Raw genomic sequence first — 17,588 nt, forward strand, 5'->3', positions numbered from 1 at the left:
TGCCTCCCCGGTCCGGGGAGGCGGTGGCCGACCGGGCGGCGCTCACCTCACGCGCGCGGGCCCGGTGCGGGCCGGTGTCACCAACCGCGGGCGCGCCACTGCGGCAGCTGCGGACGCTCGTCGCCGAGCGTGGTGTCGTGGCCGTGGCCCGGGTAGACCCATGTCTCGTCGGGCAGCTGGTCGAAGAGCTTGGTCTCCACATCGTGGAGCAGGCTCGCGAAGGCCTCGGGGTCCTTGTGCGTGTTGCCGACCCCGCCCGGGAAGAGGCAGTCCCCGGTGAACAGGTGCGGAGCGCCGTGCGGGTCGTCGTAGACCAGCGCGATGGAGCCCGGGGTGTGACCGACGAGGTGGCGGGCGGTCAGGGAGACCTCGCCCACCCGGACCGTGCCGCCGTCGTCGACGAGGACATCGGTCGGGACCGGGATGCCCTCGGCGTCGTACCGCCCGGCGTAGGTGCGCGCTCCGGTGGCCGCCACCACCTCGGCCAGCGCCTGCCAGTGGTCGCCGTGCCGGTGGGTGGTGACGACGGACACGATGCCGTCGTCACCGATCAGCCGCAGCAGCGTCCCGGCCTCGGCGGCCGCGTCGATCAGGAGCTGCTCGCCGGTGGCCCGGCAGCGCAGCAGATACGCGTTGTTGTTCATCGGGCCGACGGCGACCTTGGAGATCATCAGATCCGTCAGCTCGTGCACATCCGCGCGTCCGCCGACCTTGACCGCTCCGCTGTACGTCATGCGTCTCAGCCTATAGCGGGGGCAGTACGGGAAGCGGGCCGCCCTCGACGGTCAGCGCCGCCCCGTCGCGGCGCCCGCAGAGCCAGCCGAGGAGGTCGGGGGCCGCGCCGCGGACCGTGACGGGGCCGCCCTCCGCGCCGCCGCCGCTCGTTCTGATCGGTCCCCGGCCGTCGTCCAGCCTCGTGGACACGACATCGGGGTGCCCGTCGAACCGCTCGGCGAGGAACTCGATCTCCCGGGAGACGAACTCCTCCGGCAGGTCCTCCAGCTCGTAGCCGATCCCCAGGTCGACATGGTGCAGCTCGACCTCGACGCGGCGGCGGAAGGGGATCCGGGAGGCGGAGTCGGTCACGCCGTTGCGCAGGGTGACCGTGCGGGACCAGTCGGCCGGGGCGGAGGCGGCGGCCACGAAGCGGTCCGCGCTCCCGGCCAGGTCGGCCAGCTGCTCCGCCTGTGGCCGGGGGGCGTCGCGCTCGATGTCGCGGTCGCGGGTTTCGCTGTCTGCGTACATGGGCCGGCCCTGGAGAACATTTACGAGCGCGTCGGCGTTACGAGAGAGGTGCGCAACGACATGGCCGCGGCTCCAACCCGGCAGCCGCGACGGCTCGGCCAGTGCGGCAGCGTCCAATTTTCCGGTGGCGCTGAGCAGTCGGTCGGTTGCTTCACGTACGGCGTCCAGGTCGCGCGCATGATCAATCATGAGGCTGAGCCTAGCCTCGCCACTCATTCGGGTGAAGGAGTCCGCGGCCGTCCATAAATCGAATGTGCGTGCTATACGCTCGGAGTCGAAAGCTTCGTACATCGCTGTGGCGCCCCCCATACCCTGGGACAGGGGCTCAGTTCCCCCACTTCTCTCCAGAAAGGTGCGGACCGGCGTGGCCGACCGTCTCATCGTCCGTGGCGCTCGCGAGCACAACCTCAAGAACGTCTCGCTCGACCTCCCCCGCGACTCCCTGATCGTCTTCACCGGGCTCTCCGGGTCGGGCAAGTCGTCCCTTGCGTTCGACACAATTTTCGCCGAGGGCCAGCGGCGCTACGTGGAGTCCCTCTCCTCGTACGCCCGCCAGTTCCTCGGCCAGATGGACAAGCCGGACGTCGATTTCATCGAGGGACTCTCGCCCGCAGTCTCCATCGACCAGAAGTCGACCTCGCGCAACCCGCGCTCGACGGTCGGCACGATCACCGAGGTCTACGACTACCTCCGGCTGCTCTTCGCCCGGATCGGCAAGCCGCACTGCCCGGAGTGCCGCCGGCCCATCTCGCGCCAGTCGCCGCAGGCGATCGTCGACAAGGTGCTCGGCCTGCCCGAGGGCAGCCGTTTCCAGGTGCTCTCGCCACTGGTGCGCGAGCGCAAGGGCGAGTTCGTCGACCTCTTCGCCGATCTGCAGACCAAGGGCTACAGCAGGGCCCGGGTCGACGGCGAGACCATCCAGCTCTCCGAGCCGCCCAAGCTGAAGAAGCAGGAGAAGCACACCATCGAGGTGGTCATCGACCGTCTCACGGTGAAGGACAGCGCCAAGCGCCGGCTGACCGACTCGGTCGAGACCGCGCTCGGGCTCTCCGGCGGCATGGTCGTGCTCGACTTCGTCGACCTCTCCGAGGACGACCCCGAGCGTGAGCGGATGTACTCCGAGCACCTCTACTGCCCGTACGACGACCTCTCCTTCGAGGAGCTCGAACCGCGCTCCTTCTCCTTCAACTCGCCCTTCGGCGCCTGCCCCGACTGCACGGGTATCGGTACGCGGATGGAGGTCGACCCGGAGCTGATCGTCCCCGACGAGGAGAAGTCGCTCGACGAGGGCGCGATCCACCCCTGGTCGCACGGCCACACCAAGGAGTACTTCGGCCGGCAGATCAACGCGCTCGCCGACGCCCTCGGATTCCGTACGGACATCCCCTGGGCCGGTCTGCCGCAGCGGGCCAGGAAGGCGCTGCTCCACGGCCACAAGATCCAGACCGAGGTCCGCTACCGCAACCGCTACGGGCGGGAGCGCGCGTACACCACCCCCGCCTTCGAGGGCGCGGTGCAGTTCGTCAAGCGGCGGCACTCCGACGCCGAGAGCGACTCCAGCCGGGAGCGTTTCGAGGGCTATATGCGCGAGGTGCCCTGCCCGACCTGTGAGGGCACCCGGCTCAAGCCGATCGTCCTCGCGGTGACGGTGATGGAGAAGTCCATCGCCCAGGTCGCCGCGATGTCGATCAGCGAGTGCGCCGAGTTCCTCGGCCGGATGAAGCTCAACGCCCGCGACAAGAAGATCGCCGAGCGGGTGCTGAAGGAGGTCAACGAGCGGCTGAAGTTCCTGGTCGACGTCGGCCTCGACTACCTCTCGCTCAACCGCGCGGCCGGCACCCTGTCCGGCGGCGAGGCCCAGCGCATCCGGCTCGCCACCCAGATCGGCTCCGGCCTGGTCGGTGTGCTGTACGTGCTGGACGAGCCGTCCATCGGCCTGCACCAGCGGGACAACCACCGGCTGATCGAGACCCTGGTCCGGCTCCGCGACATGGGCAACACGCTCATCGTCGTCGAGCACGACGAGGACACCATCAAGGTCGCCGACTGGGTCGTCGACATCGGCCCCGGCGCCGGCGAGCACGGCGGCAAGGTGGTCCACTCCGGATCGCTCAAGGAGCTGCTGGCCAACGGCGAGTCGATCACCGGCCAGTATCTGACCGGCGCGAAGTCGATCCCGATGCCCGACATCCGGCGCCCCGTCGAGCCGCAGCGGATGCTCACGGTGCACGGCGCCCGGGAGAACAACCTCCAGGACATCGACGTCTCCTTCCCGCTCGGCCTGCTCACGGCCGTCACGGGCGTCTCGGGTTCGGGGAAGTCGACGCTGGTCAACGACATCCTCTACACCCACCTGGCACGCGAGCTGAACGGCGCCAAGTCGGTCCCCGGCCGGCACACCCGGGTCGACGGCGACGATCTGGTCGACAAGGTGGTGCACGTCGACCAGTCGCCCATCGGCCGCACGCCCCGGTCCAACCCGGCCACGTACACCGGCGTCTTCGACCATGTCCGCAAGCTGTTCGCGGAGACGATGGAGGCGAAGGTGCGCGGCTATCTGCCGGGCCGCTTCTCCTTCAACGTCAAGGGCGGCCGCTGCGAGAACTGCTCCGGCGACGGCACCATCAAGATCGAGATGAACTTCCTGCCGGATGTGTACGTCCCGTGCGAGGTCTGCCACGGAGCGCGCTACAACCGGGAGACCCTGGAGGTCCACTACAAGGGCAAGTCCATCGCCGAGGTGCTGGACATGCCGATCGAGGAGGGCCTGGAGTTCTTCGAGGCCGTTCCGACGATCGCCCGCCACCTCCGTACGCTCAACGAGGTGGGCCTCGGATATGTGCGGCTCGGCCAGTCCGCGCCGACGCTCTCCGGCGGTGAGGCGCAGCGCGTGAAGCTCGCCAGCGAGCTGCAGAAGCGCTCCACCGGCCGCACGGTCTACGTCCTGGACGAGCCGACCACGGGTCTGCACTTCGAGGACATCAGCAAGCTCATCAAGGTGCTCTCCGGGCTGGTCGACAAGGGCAACTCGGTGATCGTCATCGAGCACAACCTCGATGTGATCAAGACCGCGGACTGGGTCATCGACATGGGCCCCGAAGGCGGCAGCGGCGGCGGTCTGGTCATCGCCGAGGGAACACCGGAGGAGGTCGCCGGGGTTCCGGCCAGCCACACCGGCAAGTTCCTCCAGGGCATCCTGGACCCGGACCGGGTGAGCGAGGCCGCGGTGCCCGCGGCCCGCAAGCCGGTGCGGAAGGCGGCCGCGAAGAAGGCGGTCGCCGCGAAGTCCGCCCCGGCGAGGAAGACGGCCACGGCCAGGACAGGCGCGGGCAGGACCGCGAAGTCCACCACGGCCGAGACCGCCAGGACGGCCGCGGCGAAGAAGCCCGCGGCGAAGAAGGCGACCCGCGCGCGCAAGGCCTGACACCACCGCGTCGCGAACGGCGGCCCTCGGACCTCCGGGGGTCGCCGTTCGCGTTCTGCCGCCGCTGAGCCGCTGAGCCGCCGAGCCGCTGACCAGGAACAACCGGTCTCGGGTGGCCCGGCCGCAGGGCCGTCGGTCTCCGCCGGTATCGTCGGTTCTGTCACCGATGGCACCGACGGTTCCGACGACTCAGATGTCCGCGGTACTCCTGGTACTCGCGGCGCCCCGGTCGCGCCCGGTGCCCATCCGCCCCTTTGACCAGTGGAGACCGCATGTCCGGCCAGCCCGCCGCCCGCCGTACCGTGCTGAAGGGTGCCGCTCTCGCCGGCGCCGCCGGGCTGGGAGTGGCCGCCTGCTCGACCGAATCGAAGCTCGGCCACGCCGAGACGCCGACGCCGACCGCTCCCGTCGAGCTCGGTGCGCCGGACGAGATTCCGGTCGGCGGTTCCAAGCTCTACCGCAATGAGCGGGTCATCGTGAACTGCCCGGCCAAGGGCCAGTACAAGGCGTTCAGCGCCCAGTGCACCCACGCGGGCTGCCTGCTGGACAAGGTCGAGGACAACGTGGGGAAGTGCCCCTGCCACGGCAGCCACTTCGACACCACGACCGGCAAGGCGATGCGCGGCCCGGCGACCGCGCCGCTGCCCTCGGTCCCGGTCAGGGTCGAGGGCGGAAGGCTGATCGCGGGCCCCGACGCCTGACACCGGCTGCGGACCGGTTCACTCCCGGTCCCGGTCGGATTTCACTCCCAGTCCCAGTCGATGCCGACCAGACCGGGCCGTACCCCCTGCTCCACCAGGTGAACGGTCCGGTGCCGGCCGGTCAGCGTGAGATCCGTACGGGCGCCGCGCGCCGCGCCCGCCGAGACCTGCGCGAAGCGCCGGCACCGTACCGGCAGCGCGGCCTCGTCGAAGGCCACCTGCAGCACGTACTGCCCACCGCCGAAGCTGAACCCCCGCACGTACTCGCCGCACGGGCCTCCCGTGCCGTCGTCGAAGCCGTAGCCGAAGAGGTACGTGTCGCCCGCCCTCAACCGGGTGTCGAAGAGCAGCTCGGCGACGAGCACCCCCGTCCCGCGGTCCCAGCGGACCCGCCCCGTCCGGCAGTTCTCCCGTGCCGTCACCGTCACCCGCGCCGGATCGCAGCCCGGATCGCCCCGGTGGACGGCGAGATAGCGGTCGATGTCGTCCCGGTGGGCACGCACCACATGCTGCGACTCGCGCTGCCGCAGCTCCCGGCCGGGACCGATCCATACCCGCTCGTGGTGCCCCACCGTGTGCAGTCCCCCGTCCACCGGTGACCCCATGGCCGCCAGCAGCCGCTCCACGGCGCCGGACGACTCCATCAGGGAACGGTACGAACGCGCGGCCGGACGGTCGGCTTCCGGGCGTGTGCTCCCGGTTCCCAGTAACCGGAGGAGCGAGTTCCCCGGCAGCTCCAGCACCTCCTCCAGCGCCTTCACGGCCCGCAGGGACTCGGCGCGCTGCGGGCGCCTGGCCCCTTGCTGCCAGTAACTCAGGCTCGTCACCCCGACCCTGACCCCGCGGTGCGCGAGATGGTGCTGCACCCGCTGGAGCGGCAGCCCCCGCACCGACAGCGCGGTGCGCAGTGCCAGATGGAACGGGCCGGTGTGCAGCACCTGCGCCAGTTCGGCCTCGGTGTGCTGCATGAGGTCCTCCTGGTGAACGTTCACGACGCGGTGTGGGAGACCGCGGTGGTGGGGGCGGCGCCGCAGGTGGCCGGGGGAGTGCCGTTCACGTATCCGCCACGCCGTTCACACCGCGATGTTCCCCCGCATTGAAGCGTGTTGACCCGTCCCCGACAACGGTTGATGCTCCTCGGACAGCGTCCGGACGCGCTCCTCCGATCCCACACCCCCGCCCCGGGAGGAACGTCATGCGTAACCGAAGAATCCGAACGGGACTGCTCCCGGCCATGGCCGCCCTGGCCGCCGCGCTCCTCGCCGTACCGACGGCGAGCGCCACGGCGGCGCAGCACCCCACCCCCGCCGCCACGGCGCGAAGCGCCACCGTCGGCAGTTCCCTCGCCGCCACCCAGCGTCTGAACATCACCATGCAGGCCCAGGAGAAGACCAACTGGTGCTGGGCGGCCTCCGGCAACACCGTCGCCACCTGGTTCGGCCGGAACTACTCGCAGAACCAGTTCTGCAACGCCGCCTTCGGCCGCGCACAGGGCTACGAGTGCCCCAACTCGCAGGCCACGCTCGGCAATGTCCAGGACGGTCTCCACTGGGCCGGCATCAACCCCGGTTCGTACGTCACCGGCTGGCTGCGCTACCCCACCGTCCAGGCCGAGCTCGCCGCGGGCCGCCCCGTCGAGACCCGCATCCAGTGGTCGGCGGGCGGCGGCCACATGCATGTCCTGTACGGGTACGACGACGCGAACAGCTGGGTCTACTGGGGCGATCCCTGGCCCTCCAGCAACCGCTACAACTGGGCCTCGCACGCCTGGTACGTGAACAACAACGAGTTCTCCTGGACCCACTCCCTCTACCGGATCGGAGCGTGACGGAATGATCCACGAGACCGCACGCGCCGCACACGGCATACGGTCCCCGCGGGCCGCCCGGTCCGCGGCCGCCGCCCTGGCAGCCACCGGCGTCCTGGCCGGCGCCGCCCTGCTCACCGTCGCGGCCCCCGGGACGGCCGCCGCCTCCGGACCCACCGCCGGTCCGGCCGAACTGGCGGCGGCCCGACAGGCGGCCAGCGCCCCCGCGACCCTGGACACCCTGGCCCGGTTCTTCGCCCGCGAGGGCACGATCACCAGGTCGGCGGCGGCCCCACGCATCGAGGGCGCCGCCGTTCCCGTACACACCCTCGATCCGGACTTCGTGGCCGGGAGACCGGGAGCGCCCGTCGCGAGGCTGGACTACCTCGCCAGCACGGCCGTCTCCTCGGACGGTCAGAAGGCATCGCTGTGGACCCTTCCGAAGGAAGGGAAGGACGGCGGCTGGCAGGTGGTGAACATCGCGACCGGCGACGACGAGACGAGGTACGCCGCCGCGGGCGCCCGCAAGCTGCCCGGCGGCACGGTCTTCCGTGAACCACAGGTGGACGCCTGGTACGTCCAGAAGGGGACGAAGGTGCTCCCGCTGGACCGGGACGCGGTCCGCGCGGTCGGCGCCCGGGGCACCACGCTGGCCGCCTATCGCGCCCGGGTGCGCGCCGCCTACGGCGACAAGCTCCCCGGCTCCGGATACGCCCGCTCCGGCAAGGCGGGCGGCTACTCCCCGTCCACCGCCCCCGTGCCCGGCAGCCGGGAAACCCGCACGGTCGCGGCGAGCACGGGCTCCGGCACGGCGCTGACCGCCACCTCGACCGCCGCCGGAGGGGGCGCCCTCGTCGTGCTCGTCCTCAGCGGCCTCACCGTCCTGCGCAACCGTCGCCGTCACCGGGAGACCCCGTGACCGGCAGCGGCACCCCCTGATCCCGTGCTCCGGGGCGCGCTCCCGCGATCCGCGCCCCGGAGCACGGCACCCCCTCCGGCCCGGCCGCACTGTCACTGCCCGCAAGTAGGGTGGGACACATGGCAGACCCCTCCAGCTACCGCCCCAAGCCGGGACAGATCCCCGACTCCCCGGGGGTCTACAAATTCCGCGACGAACACCGCCGGGTGATCTACGTCGGAAAGGCCAAGAACCTGCGCCAGCGCCTGGCCAATTACTTCCAGGACCTGGCCGCGCTCCACCCGCGTACGCGCACGATGGTCACCACGGCCGCCTCGGTGGAATGGACGGTCGTCGCCACGGAGGTCGAGGCCCTCCAGCTGGAGTACTCCTGGATCAAGGAGTTCGACCCGCGGTTCAACGTCAAGTACCGCGACGACAAGAGCTATCCGTATCTCGCGGTCACACTCGACGAGGAGTTCCCGCGCGTCCAGGTCATGCGCGGAGCCAAGAAGAAGGGCGTGCGCTACTTCGGTCCCTACGGGCACGCCTGGGCCATCCGCGAGACGGTCGACCTGATGCTGAGGGTCTTTCCGGTGCGTACGTGCTCCGCCGGGGTCTTCAAGAACGCCGCCAGGACCGGCCGCCCGTGCCTCCTCGGCTACATCGGCAAGTGCTCGGCCCCCTGCGTCGGCCGCGTCACCCCCGAGGAACACCGCGAACTGGCCGACGACTTCTGCGACTTCATGGCCGGCCGGACCGGTACGTACATCCGCCGCCTGGAGAAGGACATGATGGCGGCGGCCGAGGAGATGGAGTACGAGCGGGCGGCCCGGCTCCGCGACGACGTGGAGGCCCTGAAGCGGGCCATGGAGAAGAGCGCCGTCGTCCTGGCCGACGCCACCGACGCCGACCTGATCGCGGTCGCCGAGGACGAGCTCGAAGCCGCCGTCCAGATCTTCCATGTGCGCGGCGGCCGGGTGCGCGGCCAGCGCGGCTGGGTCACCGACAAGGTCGAGAACGTCGACACCTCGGGTCTGGTCGAGCACGCCCTCCAGCAGCTGTACGGCGAGGAGACGGGCGACTCCGTCCCCAAGGAGGTCCTCGTCCCGGCCCTGCCGGAGGACCCGGACGCGGTCTCCCAGTGGCTCGCCGGCCGCCGGGGCTCCCAGGTCAGCCTGCGCATCCCGCAGCGCGGCGACAAGAAGGACCTGATGACGACGGTCCAGCGCAACGCCCAGCAGGCCCTGGGGCTGCACAAGACCAAGCGCGCCTCCGACCTGACCACGCGCTCCCGCGCCCTGGAGGAGATCGCCGAGGCGCTCGGCCTCGACACCGCCCCGCTGCGCATCGAGTGCTTCGACATCTCGCACCTCCAGGGCGACGACGTGGTCGCCTCCATGGTCGTCTTCGAGGACGGCCTCGCCCGCAAGAGCGAGTACCGCCGCTTCCAGATCAAGGGCTTCGAGGGCCAGGACGACGTCCGGTCGATGCACGAGGTGATCGGCCGCCGCTTCAAGCGGTATCTGCAGGACAAGGAACGGACGGGGGAGTGGGAGGAGACCCCCGCCCCGACCGGACCGGTCCCGGCTCCACAGACCGACCCGGCGGCCCTGGCCGACCCCGCGGCCCCGACCGGCGCGGACGCCGTCCCCGATCCGGACGCCGAGCCCCGTGAGGACGACGGGCGGCCCAAGCGGTTCGCCTATCCGCCGCAGCTCGTCGTGGTCGACGGCGGCCAGCCGCAGGTCGCCGCGGCCAAGCGGGCTCTCGACGAGCTGGGGATCGACGACATCGCCGTCTGCGGCCTCGCCAAGCGCCTCGAAGAGGTCTGGCTGCCCGATGACGACGACCCCGTCGTCCTGCCCCGCTCCAGCGAGGGCCTCTATCTCCTCCAGCGTGTCCGCGACGAGGCCCACCGCTTCGCGATCACCTATCAGCGCGCCAAGCGGGCCAAACGCATCCGGTCCAGCCCCCTGGACGCCGTCGCCGGTCTCGGCGAAACCCGGAAACAGGCGTTGATCAAGCATTTCGGCTCCGTGAAGAAGCTGAAGCAGGCGACAATCGACGAGATCTGCGAGGTTCCGGGGATAGGCCGCAGGACGGCGGAATCAGTGGCTGTCGCCCTCGCCTCGGCCGCCCCGGCCACGCCCGCCGTGAACACGGCGACAGGAGAGATCATTGAAGAGGACGACGGGGGCAGCACGACATGACCGAGCGTGAAAACGAACACGAAGCCGAGCGCGAGCAAGAAGTCGAGCACGACGGCACCGACCGAGCAGACGGAGCAGGACACGTGAGTACGGGCACCACGATCGAGACGAGCGACGGGAATGCGGCCATTCCCGAGCTGGTGATCATCTCGGGGATGTCGGGCGCCGGGCGCAGCACGGCGGCCAAGTGTCTGGAGGACCTCGGCTGGTTCGTCGTCGACAACCTGCCGCCCGCCCTGATCCCCACCATGGTCGAGCTCGGCGCCCGCTCGCAGGGCAACGTGGCGCGGATCGCCGTCGTCGTCGATGTCCGCGGGCGCCGCTTCTTCGACAACCTCCGCGAATCCCTCGCCGACCTGGAGGCCAAGCACGTCACCCGGCGGATCGTCTTCCTGGAGTCCTCCGACGACGCCCTCGTCCGCCGTTTCGAATCGGTCCGCCGCCCGCACCCCCTCCAGGGCGACGGCCGGATCGTCGACGGCATCGCCGCCGAGCGCGACCTGCTGCGCGAGCTCCGCGGCGACGCCGACCTGGTGATCGACACGTCCAGCCTCAACGTGCACGAACTGCGCGCCAAGATGGACGCCCAGTTCGCCGGCGACGAGGAGCCGGAGCTGCGCGCCACGGTGATGTCGTTCGGCTTCAAGTACGGCCTGCCGGTCGACGCCGACCTGGTGGTCGACTGCCGCTTCCTGCCCAACCCGCACTGGGTTCCCGAGCTGCGCCCGTTCACCGGGCTCAACGAGGAGGTCTCCGCCTACGTCTTCGACCAGCCCGGCGCCAAGGAGTTCCTCAACCAGTACACGGAGCTGCTCCAGCTCATCGCCGCCGGGTACCGCCGCGAGGGCAAGCGCTATGTGACGATCGCCGTCGGCTGCACGGGCGGCAAGCACCGTTCGGTTGCCATGTCCGAGAAGCTCGCGGCCCGGCTCGCGACCGAAGGCATCGAGACCGTTCTCGTCCACCGGGACATGGGGCGCGAGTGACCAGCCGCAATCTGCGCCTGCGGCGGCTGCGCAGGGCCACATCTGCGCTGTCCGGCCGCAAGCGCGGCGCGCAGCCCAAGGTCGTCGCCCTCGGCGGCGGCATGGGCCTGTCCGCGTCGCTCGCGGCGCTCCGCCGGATCACCGGCGATCTCACCGCCGTGGTCACCGTCGCCGACGACGGCGGCTCCAGCGGCCGGCTCCGCGAGGAGCTCGGCGTCCTGCCGCCCGGCGACCTGCGCAAGGCGCTCGCCGCCCTGTGCGGTGACGACGACTGGGGCCAGACCTGGGCCCGGGTGATCCAGCACCGCTTCCAGTCCAAGGGCGATCTGCACGAGCACGCGGTCGGCAATCTGCTGATCGTCGCCCTCTGGGAGCAGCTCGGCGACCACGTACAGGCTCTCGACCTGGTCGGCAGGCTCCTCGGGGCGCACGGCCGGGTGCTGCCCATGTCCGCCGTGCCGCTGGAGCTCCAGGCGCTCGTCCGGGGACACGACCCGGCCCGCCCGGACGAGGTGGACACCGTGCGCGGACAGGCCACGGTGGCGCTCACCCCCGGCGAGGTGCAGTCCGTCCACCTCGTCCCGCACGACCCGCCGGCCGTCCCCGAGGCCGTCGCCGCGGTCCTCGACGCCGACTGGGTGGTGCTCGGCCCGGGGTCCTGGTTCTCCTCCGTGATCCCGCACCTGCTCGTCCCCGAACTGCTCGACGCGCTCGTCGAAACCAAGGCCCGCAAGGTCCTCTCGCTCAACCTCGCACCGCAACCCGGTGAAACTGATGGCTTCTCCCCGCAGCGTCATTTGGAGGTTTTGGGACGACACGCCCCTAAACTCGCCCTGGACGTGGTGTTGGCCGACGAAGCCGCCGTGCCCGATCGTGAGTCCCTCGCCGATGCCGCCAAGCGGCTCGGCGCCGCGGTCGAGCTGGCGCCGGTGGCCTCACCCGACGGCGTTCCGATTCATGACCCGGAGCTGTTGGCCGCCGCGTACGACCGTATTTTTCGGATGCATGGAAGGATCGGCCCATGGCGATGACGCCGGCGGTGAAGGACGAAATTTCCCGGCTTCCCGTGACCCGGACCTGCTGCAGAAAAGCAGAGGTCTCGGCGATTCTTCGGTTCGCGGGTGGACTGCACCTGGTGAGCGGCCGGATCGTGATCGAGGCGGAGCTGGACACCTCGATGGCGGCGCGCCGGCTGAAGCGGGACATTCTCGAGATCTTCGGGCACAGCTCGGAGCTGATCGTGATGGCGCCCGGCGGGCTGCGGCGCGGCTCCCGCTACGTCGTACGCGTCGTGGCGGGCGGCGACCAGCTGGCCCGCCAGACCGGTCTGGTGGACGGCCGCGGCCGTCCCATCCGGGGCCTGCCCCCGCAGGTGGTCTCGGGGGCCACCTGCGATGCCGAGGCCGCCTGGCGCGGTGCCTTCCTGGCCCATGGCTCGCTGACCGAACCGGGCAGGTCCTCCTCCCTGGAGGTGACCTGCCCCGGCCCGGAGGCGGCGCTCGCCCTGGTCGGCGCCGCCCGCCGGCTCTCCATCGCGGCCAAGGCCCGCGAGGTGCGCGGGGTGGACCGGGTCGTCGTCCGCGACGGCGACGCGATCGGAGCCCTGCTCACCCGGCTGGGCGCCCATGATTCGGTGCTGGCCTGGGAGGAGCGGCGGATGCGCCGCGAGGTCCGCGCCACCGCCAACCGCCTGGCCAACTTCGACGACGCCAACCTGCGCCGTTCCGCGCGGGCCGCGGTCGCCGCGGGCGCCCGGGTGGGGCGCGCGCTGGAGATCCTGGGCGAGGAGGTGCCCGAGCACCTCGCGGCCGCCGGCCGGCTGCGCATGGAGCACAAGCAGGCGTCCCTGGAGGAGCTGGGCGCGCTCGCCGACCCGCCGCTGACCAAGGACGCGGTCGCCGGCCGGATCCGCCGGCTGCTGGCGATGGCCGACAAGCGGGCCCAGGACCTGGGGATCCCGGGCACCGAATCCACCCTCAGCGAGGAGCTCGCCGACGGCCTGGTGGGCTGACCCGCGACGGCGGTGAATCCGGCCGGATCCGGGACGCGCGGCGCTCCACGGGATGTTGACGCTGCGTAATTTCAGCTGCTCGTACGACCGGGTGTTCGAAGGCCCGTACTCCTACCGAGGAGTACGGGCCTCGGCGGTTCCGACGTCCCCGCTCGATGTCACCCCGGGGCCGTCGGAGAGGTAGGGTCGGAGGCGGTCGGGGACATCTCATACAACTCGCCGGGGTGAAAGCCCCGCGTACCTAACGAGGAGATCGGTTCGTGACGATCCGCGTAGGCATCAACGGCTTTGGCCGCATCGGTCGTAACTACTTCCGCGCGCTGCTGGAGCAGGGTGCGGACATCGAGATCGTGGCTGTCAACGACCTGGGTGACACCGCGACCACGGCCCACCTGCTGAAGTACGACACCATCCTGGGTCGTCTCAAGGCAGAGGTCAGCCACACCGCCGATACCATCACCGTCGATGGTCACACGATCAAGGTGCTCTCCGAGCGCAACCCGGCCGACATCCCCTGGGGTGAGCTGGGCGTCGACATCGTTATCGAGTCGACCGGCATCTTCACGAAGAAGGCCGACGCCGAGAAGCACATCGCCGGCGGCGCCAAGAAGGTCCTCATCTCGGCTCCGGCCAAGGGCGAGGACATCACCATCGTGATGGGCGTCAACCAGGACAAGTACGACGCGGCCAGCCACCACGTCATCTCCAACGCCTCCTGCACGACCAACTGTGTCGCGCCGATGGCCAAGGTTCTGGACGAGAACTTCGGCATCGTCAAGGGCCTCATGACGACGGTCCACGCGTACACGAACGACCAGCGCATCCTGGACTTCCCGCACTCGGACCTGCGTCGCGCCCGCGCCGCCGCCGAGAACATCATCCCGACCACCACCGGTGCCGCCAAGGCCACCGCCCTGGTGCTCCCGCAGCTGAAGGGCAAGCTGGACGGCATCGCCATGCGCGTCCCGGTCCCGACCGGCTCGGCCACCGACCTGGTCGTGGAGCTGCAGCGCGAGGTCACCAAGGACGAGGTCAACGCCGCGTTCAAGAAGGCCGCGGACGACGGCGACCTCAAGGGCATCCTGTACTACACCGAGGACCCGATCGTGTCCTCGGACATCGTCGGCGACCCGGCGTCCTGCACCTTCGACTCCTCGCTGACGATGGTTCAGGAGGGCAAGTCGGTGAAGATCCTCGGCTGGTACGACAATGAGTGGGGTTACTCCAACCGCCTCGTCGACCTGACCGTCTTCGTCGGCAACCAGCTCTGACCGTCGAACCGGCAGGCACCTCGATGTGAGCACGGGGCTCGAACAGCGCAACGTCGCGCTGTTCGAGCCCCGTCGCATGCTCTCCCGCCCTCCAAGGAGTCCAGCAAGATGAAGACGATCGACGAACTGATCGCCGAAGGGGTCACCGGCAAGCGCGTATTCGTCCGCGCCGACCTCAACGTGCCGCTGAGCGGCACCACCATCACCGACGACGGCCGCATCCGCGCCGTCCAGCCGACCGTGGAGAAGCTCGTCGCGGCCGGCGCGCGGGTCGTCGTCGCCTCGCACCTGGGCCGCCCCAAGGGCGCTCCGGACCCGGCCTTCTCCCTGGCGCCTGCCGCCGCCCGCCTCGGTGAACTCATCGGCACGGACGTCGCCTTCGCGACCGACACGGTCGGCGAGTCCGCCCGCGCCACGGTCGCCGCGCTGGGGGACGGTGAGGTCGCCGTCATCGAGAACCTCCGCTTCAACCCCGGCGAGACGTCCAAGGACGACGCCGAGCGCGGCGCCTTCGCCGATCAGCTCGCCGAGCTCGCCGACCTGTACGTGGGCGACGGCTTCGGAGCGGTGCACCGCAAGCACGCCTCGGTCTTCGACCTCCCGGCCCGGCTGCCGCACGCCGCCGGTGACCTGATCGCCACCGAGGTCGGCGTCCTGAAGAAGCTCACCGAGAACGTCGAGCGTCCGTACGCCGTGGTGCTCGGCGGCTCCAAGGTCTCCGACAAGCTCGGCGTCATCGACCACCTCCTGGAGCGCGCCGACCGCATCCTGATCGGCGGCGGCATGGCGTACACCTTCCTCAAGGCCCAGGGCCACGAGGTCGGCAGCTCGCTCCTGCAGGAGGACCAGATCCCGGCGGTGCTGGAGTACCTCAAGCGCGCCGAGGACAAGGGCGTCGAGTTCGTGCTCCCCGTCGACGTCGTGGTCTCCGCGCAGTTCCCGGACCTCAAGGCCAAGGCCCCGACCGAGCACCGCACCGTGCCCGCGGACGCCATCCCGGCCGGGTTCATCGGCCTGGACAACGGCCCCGAGACCAACACGCTGTACGCATCGAAGCTCGCCGACGCCGCCACCGTCTTCTGGAACGGCCCCATGGGCGTCTTCGAGCACCCCGACTACGCCGAGGGAACCCGGGCCGTCGCCCAGGCCCTCGTCGACTCCTCGGGCTTCAGTGTCGTCGGCGGTGGCGACTCCGCCGCGGCCGTCCGCACCCTGGGCTTCGACGAGAACGCATTCGGACACATCTCGACCGGTGGCGGTGCCAGCCTCGAATACCTCGAGGGCAAGACGCTTCCCGGCCTCGCCGCACTGGAGGACTGACCTTTCATGACCACTCGTACCCCGCTGATGGCGGGCAACTGGAAGATGAACCTCAACCACCTCGAGGCCATCGCACACACCCAGAAGCTCGGCTTCGCGCTGACCGACAAGGACTACGACGTCGTCGAGGTCGCCGTCCTGCCGCCCTTCACCGACCTGCGCTCCGTGCAGACCCTGGTCGAGGGCGACAAGCTGAAGATCAAGTACGGCGCCCAGGACATCTCGGCGCACGACTCCGGCGCGTACACCGGCGAGATCTCCGGCCCGATGCTCGCCAAGCTGCGGTGCACCTACGTCGCCGTCGGCCACAGCGAGCGCCGTCAGTACCACGGTGAGAACGACGAGATCTGCAACGCCAAGGTGAAGGCCGCGTACAAGCACGGCCTGACCCCGATCCTCTGCGTCGGCGAGGGCCTGGACATCCGCAAGGCCGGTGACCAGGTCTCCTACACCCTCGCGCAGCTCGACGGCGGTCTGAAGGACGTACCGGCCGAGCAGGCCGAGTCCATCGTGATCGCGTACGAGCCGGTCTGGGCCATCGGCACCGGCGAGGTCGCCACCCCCGAGGACGCCCAGGAGGTCTGCGGAGCGATCCGCCGCCGGCTGGCCGAGCTGTACTCGCAGGAGCTGGCCGACGCCGTCCGCATCCAGTACGGCGGCTCGGTGAAGTCCGGCAATGTCGCCGCGATCATGGCGCAGCCCGACGTGGACGGGGCACTGATCGGCGGCGCCGCGCTGGATGCCGACGAGTTCGTCAAGATCGTCCGCTTCCGCGACCAGTGAGTATGCGGTAGCGCGGATCCGTCGTACCCTTGCGGGGGCCGTGGAGGGTGTAGCCTCCCGGCCCCCGTTGTTCGCACATGCAGTCCAGAGGAATTCCGGAAAGTAGGGACCAGCCGTGATTTTGGCGTTCGAGATCGCCCTGATCGTCTTCAGCCTGCTGCTGATGCTGCTGGTGCTGATGCACAAGGGAAAGGGCGGCGGACTCTCCGACATGTTCGGTGGCGGCATGCAGTCGTCGGTCGGCGGCTCCTCGGTCGCGGAGCGGAACCTCGACCGGATCACCGTGGTCGTCGGTCTGGGATGGTTCGCGTGCATTGTTGTGCTTGGTCTGCTGATCAAGCTGGACAACTGACCCGTCGTACGCGATTCCCGGTGATGGTGTAACTCCTTTCACTGGACGCGCGTTGGGCCTTACGTAGACTGGGGCATCTTCGAGCACCATCACGCAGGGAGTTACGACCGTGGCAAGTGGCAACGCGATCCGGGGAAGCCGGGTCGGAGCGGGGCCGATGGGGGAGGCCGAGCGCGGCGAGTCCGCGCCGCGCCTGCGCATCTCCTTCTGGTGCTCGAACGGGCACGAGACGCAGCCGAGCTTCGCCAGTGACGCGCAGGTACCGGAGACTTGGGACTGCCCGCGCTGCGGCTTCCCGGCCGGCCAGGACCGGGACAGCCCGCCGGACCCGCCGCGCACCGAGCCGTACAAGACGCACCTCGCGTACGTACGGGAGCGGCGCAGCGATGCGGACGGCGAGGCCATTCTCGCCGAGGCCCTGGCGAAACTCCGGGGCGAGATCTAGAAGTTCACCGGCCGGGCACCCACAGGGTGCCCGGCCGGACTGCTTCAGCGCCTGTCCGGCGGATCAGGGCCGGACAGGCCCTGGCCGTGCCGCAGGTCTGCATTGCCTCGTCGGCCCCTCTGATCAATTAGG

The 17,588-nt window shown here is 70.2% G+C and carries 16 protein-coding genes; 13 read left to right on the forward strand and 3 right to left on the reverse strand.

Annotated elements, in window-relative coordinates; translation table 11 throughout:
* Window positions 1-77: 77 nt before the first annotated feature.
* Both ACFV8T_RS25430 and ACFV8T_RS25435 read right to left on the reverse strand, forming a co-directional pair.
* The gene (locus ACFV8T_RS25430; protein WP_385331492.1) at window positions 78-734 is read right to left on the reverse strand and encodes an MBL fold metallo-hydrolase; all 657 of its coding nucleotides are present in this window, start codon (window positions 732-734) and stop codon (window positions 78-80) included.
* A 10-nt stretch (window positions 735-744) separates the two neighbouring features.
* On the reverse strand, window positions 745-1,434 hold the full coding sequence (locus ACFV8T_RS25435) for a maleylpyruvate isomerase family mycothiol-dependent enzyme (protein WP_385331495.1): 690 nt from the start codon (window positions 1,432-1,434) through the stop codon (window positions 745-747).
* 175 nt (window positions 1,435-1,609) lie between these two features.
* On the opposite strand from ACFV8T_RS25435, the gene uvrA reads away from it, so the two are divergent.
* Window positions 1,610-4,669 carry an excinuclease ABC subunit UvrA gene (uvrA, locus tag ACFV8T_RS25440; RefSeq protein ID WP_385331497.1) on the forward strand — a complete coding sequence of 1,020 codons (3,060 nt, stop codon included), beginning with the start codon at window positions 1,610-1,612 and terminating at the stop codon, window positions 4,667-4,669.
* Window positions 4,670-4,941: 272 nt separating this feature from the next.
* Entirely contained in the window at window positions 4,942-5,370 is a 429-nt protein-coding gene (locus ACFV8T_RS25445) for a Rieske (2Fe-2S) protein (RefSeq protein WP_385331500.1), read from the forward strand.
* Window positions 5,371-5,411: 41 nt separating this feature from the next.
* Here ACFV8T_RS25445 and ACFV8T_RS25450 read toward each other — a convergent pair whose 3' ends face one another.
* Entirely contained in the window at window positions 5,412-6,338 is a 927-nt protein-coding gene (locus tag ACFV8T_RS25450; RefSeq protein WP_385331502.1) for a hypothetical protein, read from the reverse strand.
* 227 nt (window positions 6,339-6,565) lie between these two features.
* On the opposite strand from ACFV8T_RS25450, the gene ACFV8T_RS25455 reads away from it, so the two are divergent.
* The 11 genes from ACFV8T_RS25455 (at window position 6,566) to ACFV8T_RS25505 (ending at window position 17,456) form a co-directional block, all read left to right on the forward strand.
* Window positions 6,566-7,198 carry a papain-like cysteine protease family protein gene (locus ACFV8T_RS25455; RefSeq protein WP_385331505.1) on the forward strand — a complete coding sequence of 211 codons (633 nt, stop codon included), beginning with the start codon at window positions 6,566-6,568 and terminating at the stop codon, window positions 7,196-7,198.
* Between the two features lie 4 nt (window positions 7,199-7,202).
* A complete protein-coding gene (locus ACFV8T_RS25460; protein WP_385331508.1) occupies window positions 7,203-8,096 on the forward strand; it encodes a hypothetical protein in 894 nt (297 codons plus the stop codon).
* Between the two features lie 119 nt (window positions 8,097-8,215).
* A complete protein-coding gene (uvrC, locus tag ACFV8T_RS25465) occupies window positions 8,216-10,288 on the forward strand; it encodes an excinuclease ABC subunit UvrC (RefSeq protein WP_385331511.1) in 2,073 nt (690 codons plus the stop codon).
* Window positions 10,285-11,274 (forward strand): RNase adapter RapZ, encoded by a 990-nt coding sequence (gene rapZ, locus ACFV8T_RS25470; protein ID WP_266420903.1) that lies wholly within the window; start codon window positions 10,285-10,287, stop codon window positions 11,272-11,274. Before uvrC ends, rapZ begins: the two co-directional genes overlap by 4 nt.
* Complete coding sequence (yvcK, locus tag ACFV8T_RS25475) at window positions 11,271-12,305, forward strand: uridine diphosphate-N-acetylglucosamine-binding protein YvcK (RefSeq protein WP_385331514.1); 1,035 nt, start codon at window positions 11,271-11,273, stop codon at window positions 12,303-12,305. The genes rapZ and yvcK overlap by 4 nt, the downstream gene beginning before the upstream one ends.
* Window positions 12,296-13,285 (forward strand): DNA-binding protein WhiA, encoded by a 990-nt coding sequence (whiA, locus tag ACFV8T_RS25480; RefSeq protein ID WP_093539665.1) that lies wholly within the window; start codon window positions 12,296-12,298, stop codon window positions 13,283-13,285. Before yvcK ends, whiA begins: the two co-directional genes overlap by 10 nt.
* Window positions 13,286-13,545: 260 nt before the next feature.
* Window positions 13,546-14,556, forward strand: a complete 1,011-nt coding sequence (gene gap / locus ACFV8T_RS25485) for a type I glyceraldehyde-3-phosphate dehydrogenase (protein WP_329593142.1) — start codon at window positions 13,546-13,548, stop codon at window positions 14,554-14,556.
* 108 nt (window positions 14,557-14,664) lie between these two features.
* Complete coding sequence (locus ACFV8T_RS25490) at window positions 14,665-15,876, forward strand: phosphoglycerate kinase (RefSeq protein WP_385331518.1); 1,212 nt, start codon at window positions 14,665-14,667, stop codon at window positions 15,874-15,876.
* 6 nt (window positions 15,877-15,882) lie between these two features.
* Window positions 15,883-16,659: a triose-phosphate isomerase gene (tpiA, locus tag ACFV8T_RS25495; protein WP_385331521.1), complete on the forward strand. Its 777-nt coding sequence runs from the start codon at window positions 15,883-15,885 to the stop codon at window positions 16,657-16,659.
* A 115-nt stretch (window positions 16,660-16,774) separates the two neighbouring features.
* Window positions 16,775-17,011 (forward strand): preprotein translocase subunit SecG, encoded by a 237-nt coding sequence (gene secG, locus ACFV8T_RS25500; RefSeq protein WP_072483071.1) that lies wholly within the window; start codon window positions 16,775-16,777, stop codon window positions 17,009-17,011.
* A 109-nt stretch (window positions 17,012-17,120) separates the two neighbouring features.
* On the forward strand, window positions 17,121-17,456 hold the full coding sequence (locus ACFV8T_RS25505; RefSeq protein WP_072483070.1) for an RNA polymerase-binding protein RbpA: 336 nt from the start codon (window positions 17,121-17,123) through the stop codon (window positions 17,454-17,456).
* Window positions 17,457-17,588: the final 132 nt, after the last annotated feature.

Source organism: Streptomyces sp. NPDC059832, from assembly GCF_042731715.1.
GTDB lineage: Bacteria > Actinomycetota > Actinomycetes > Streptomycetales > Streptomycetaceae > Streptomyces.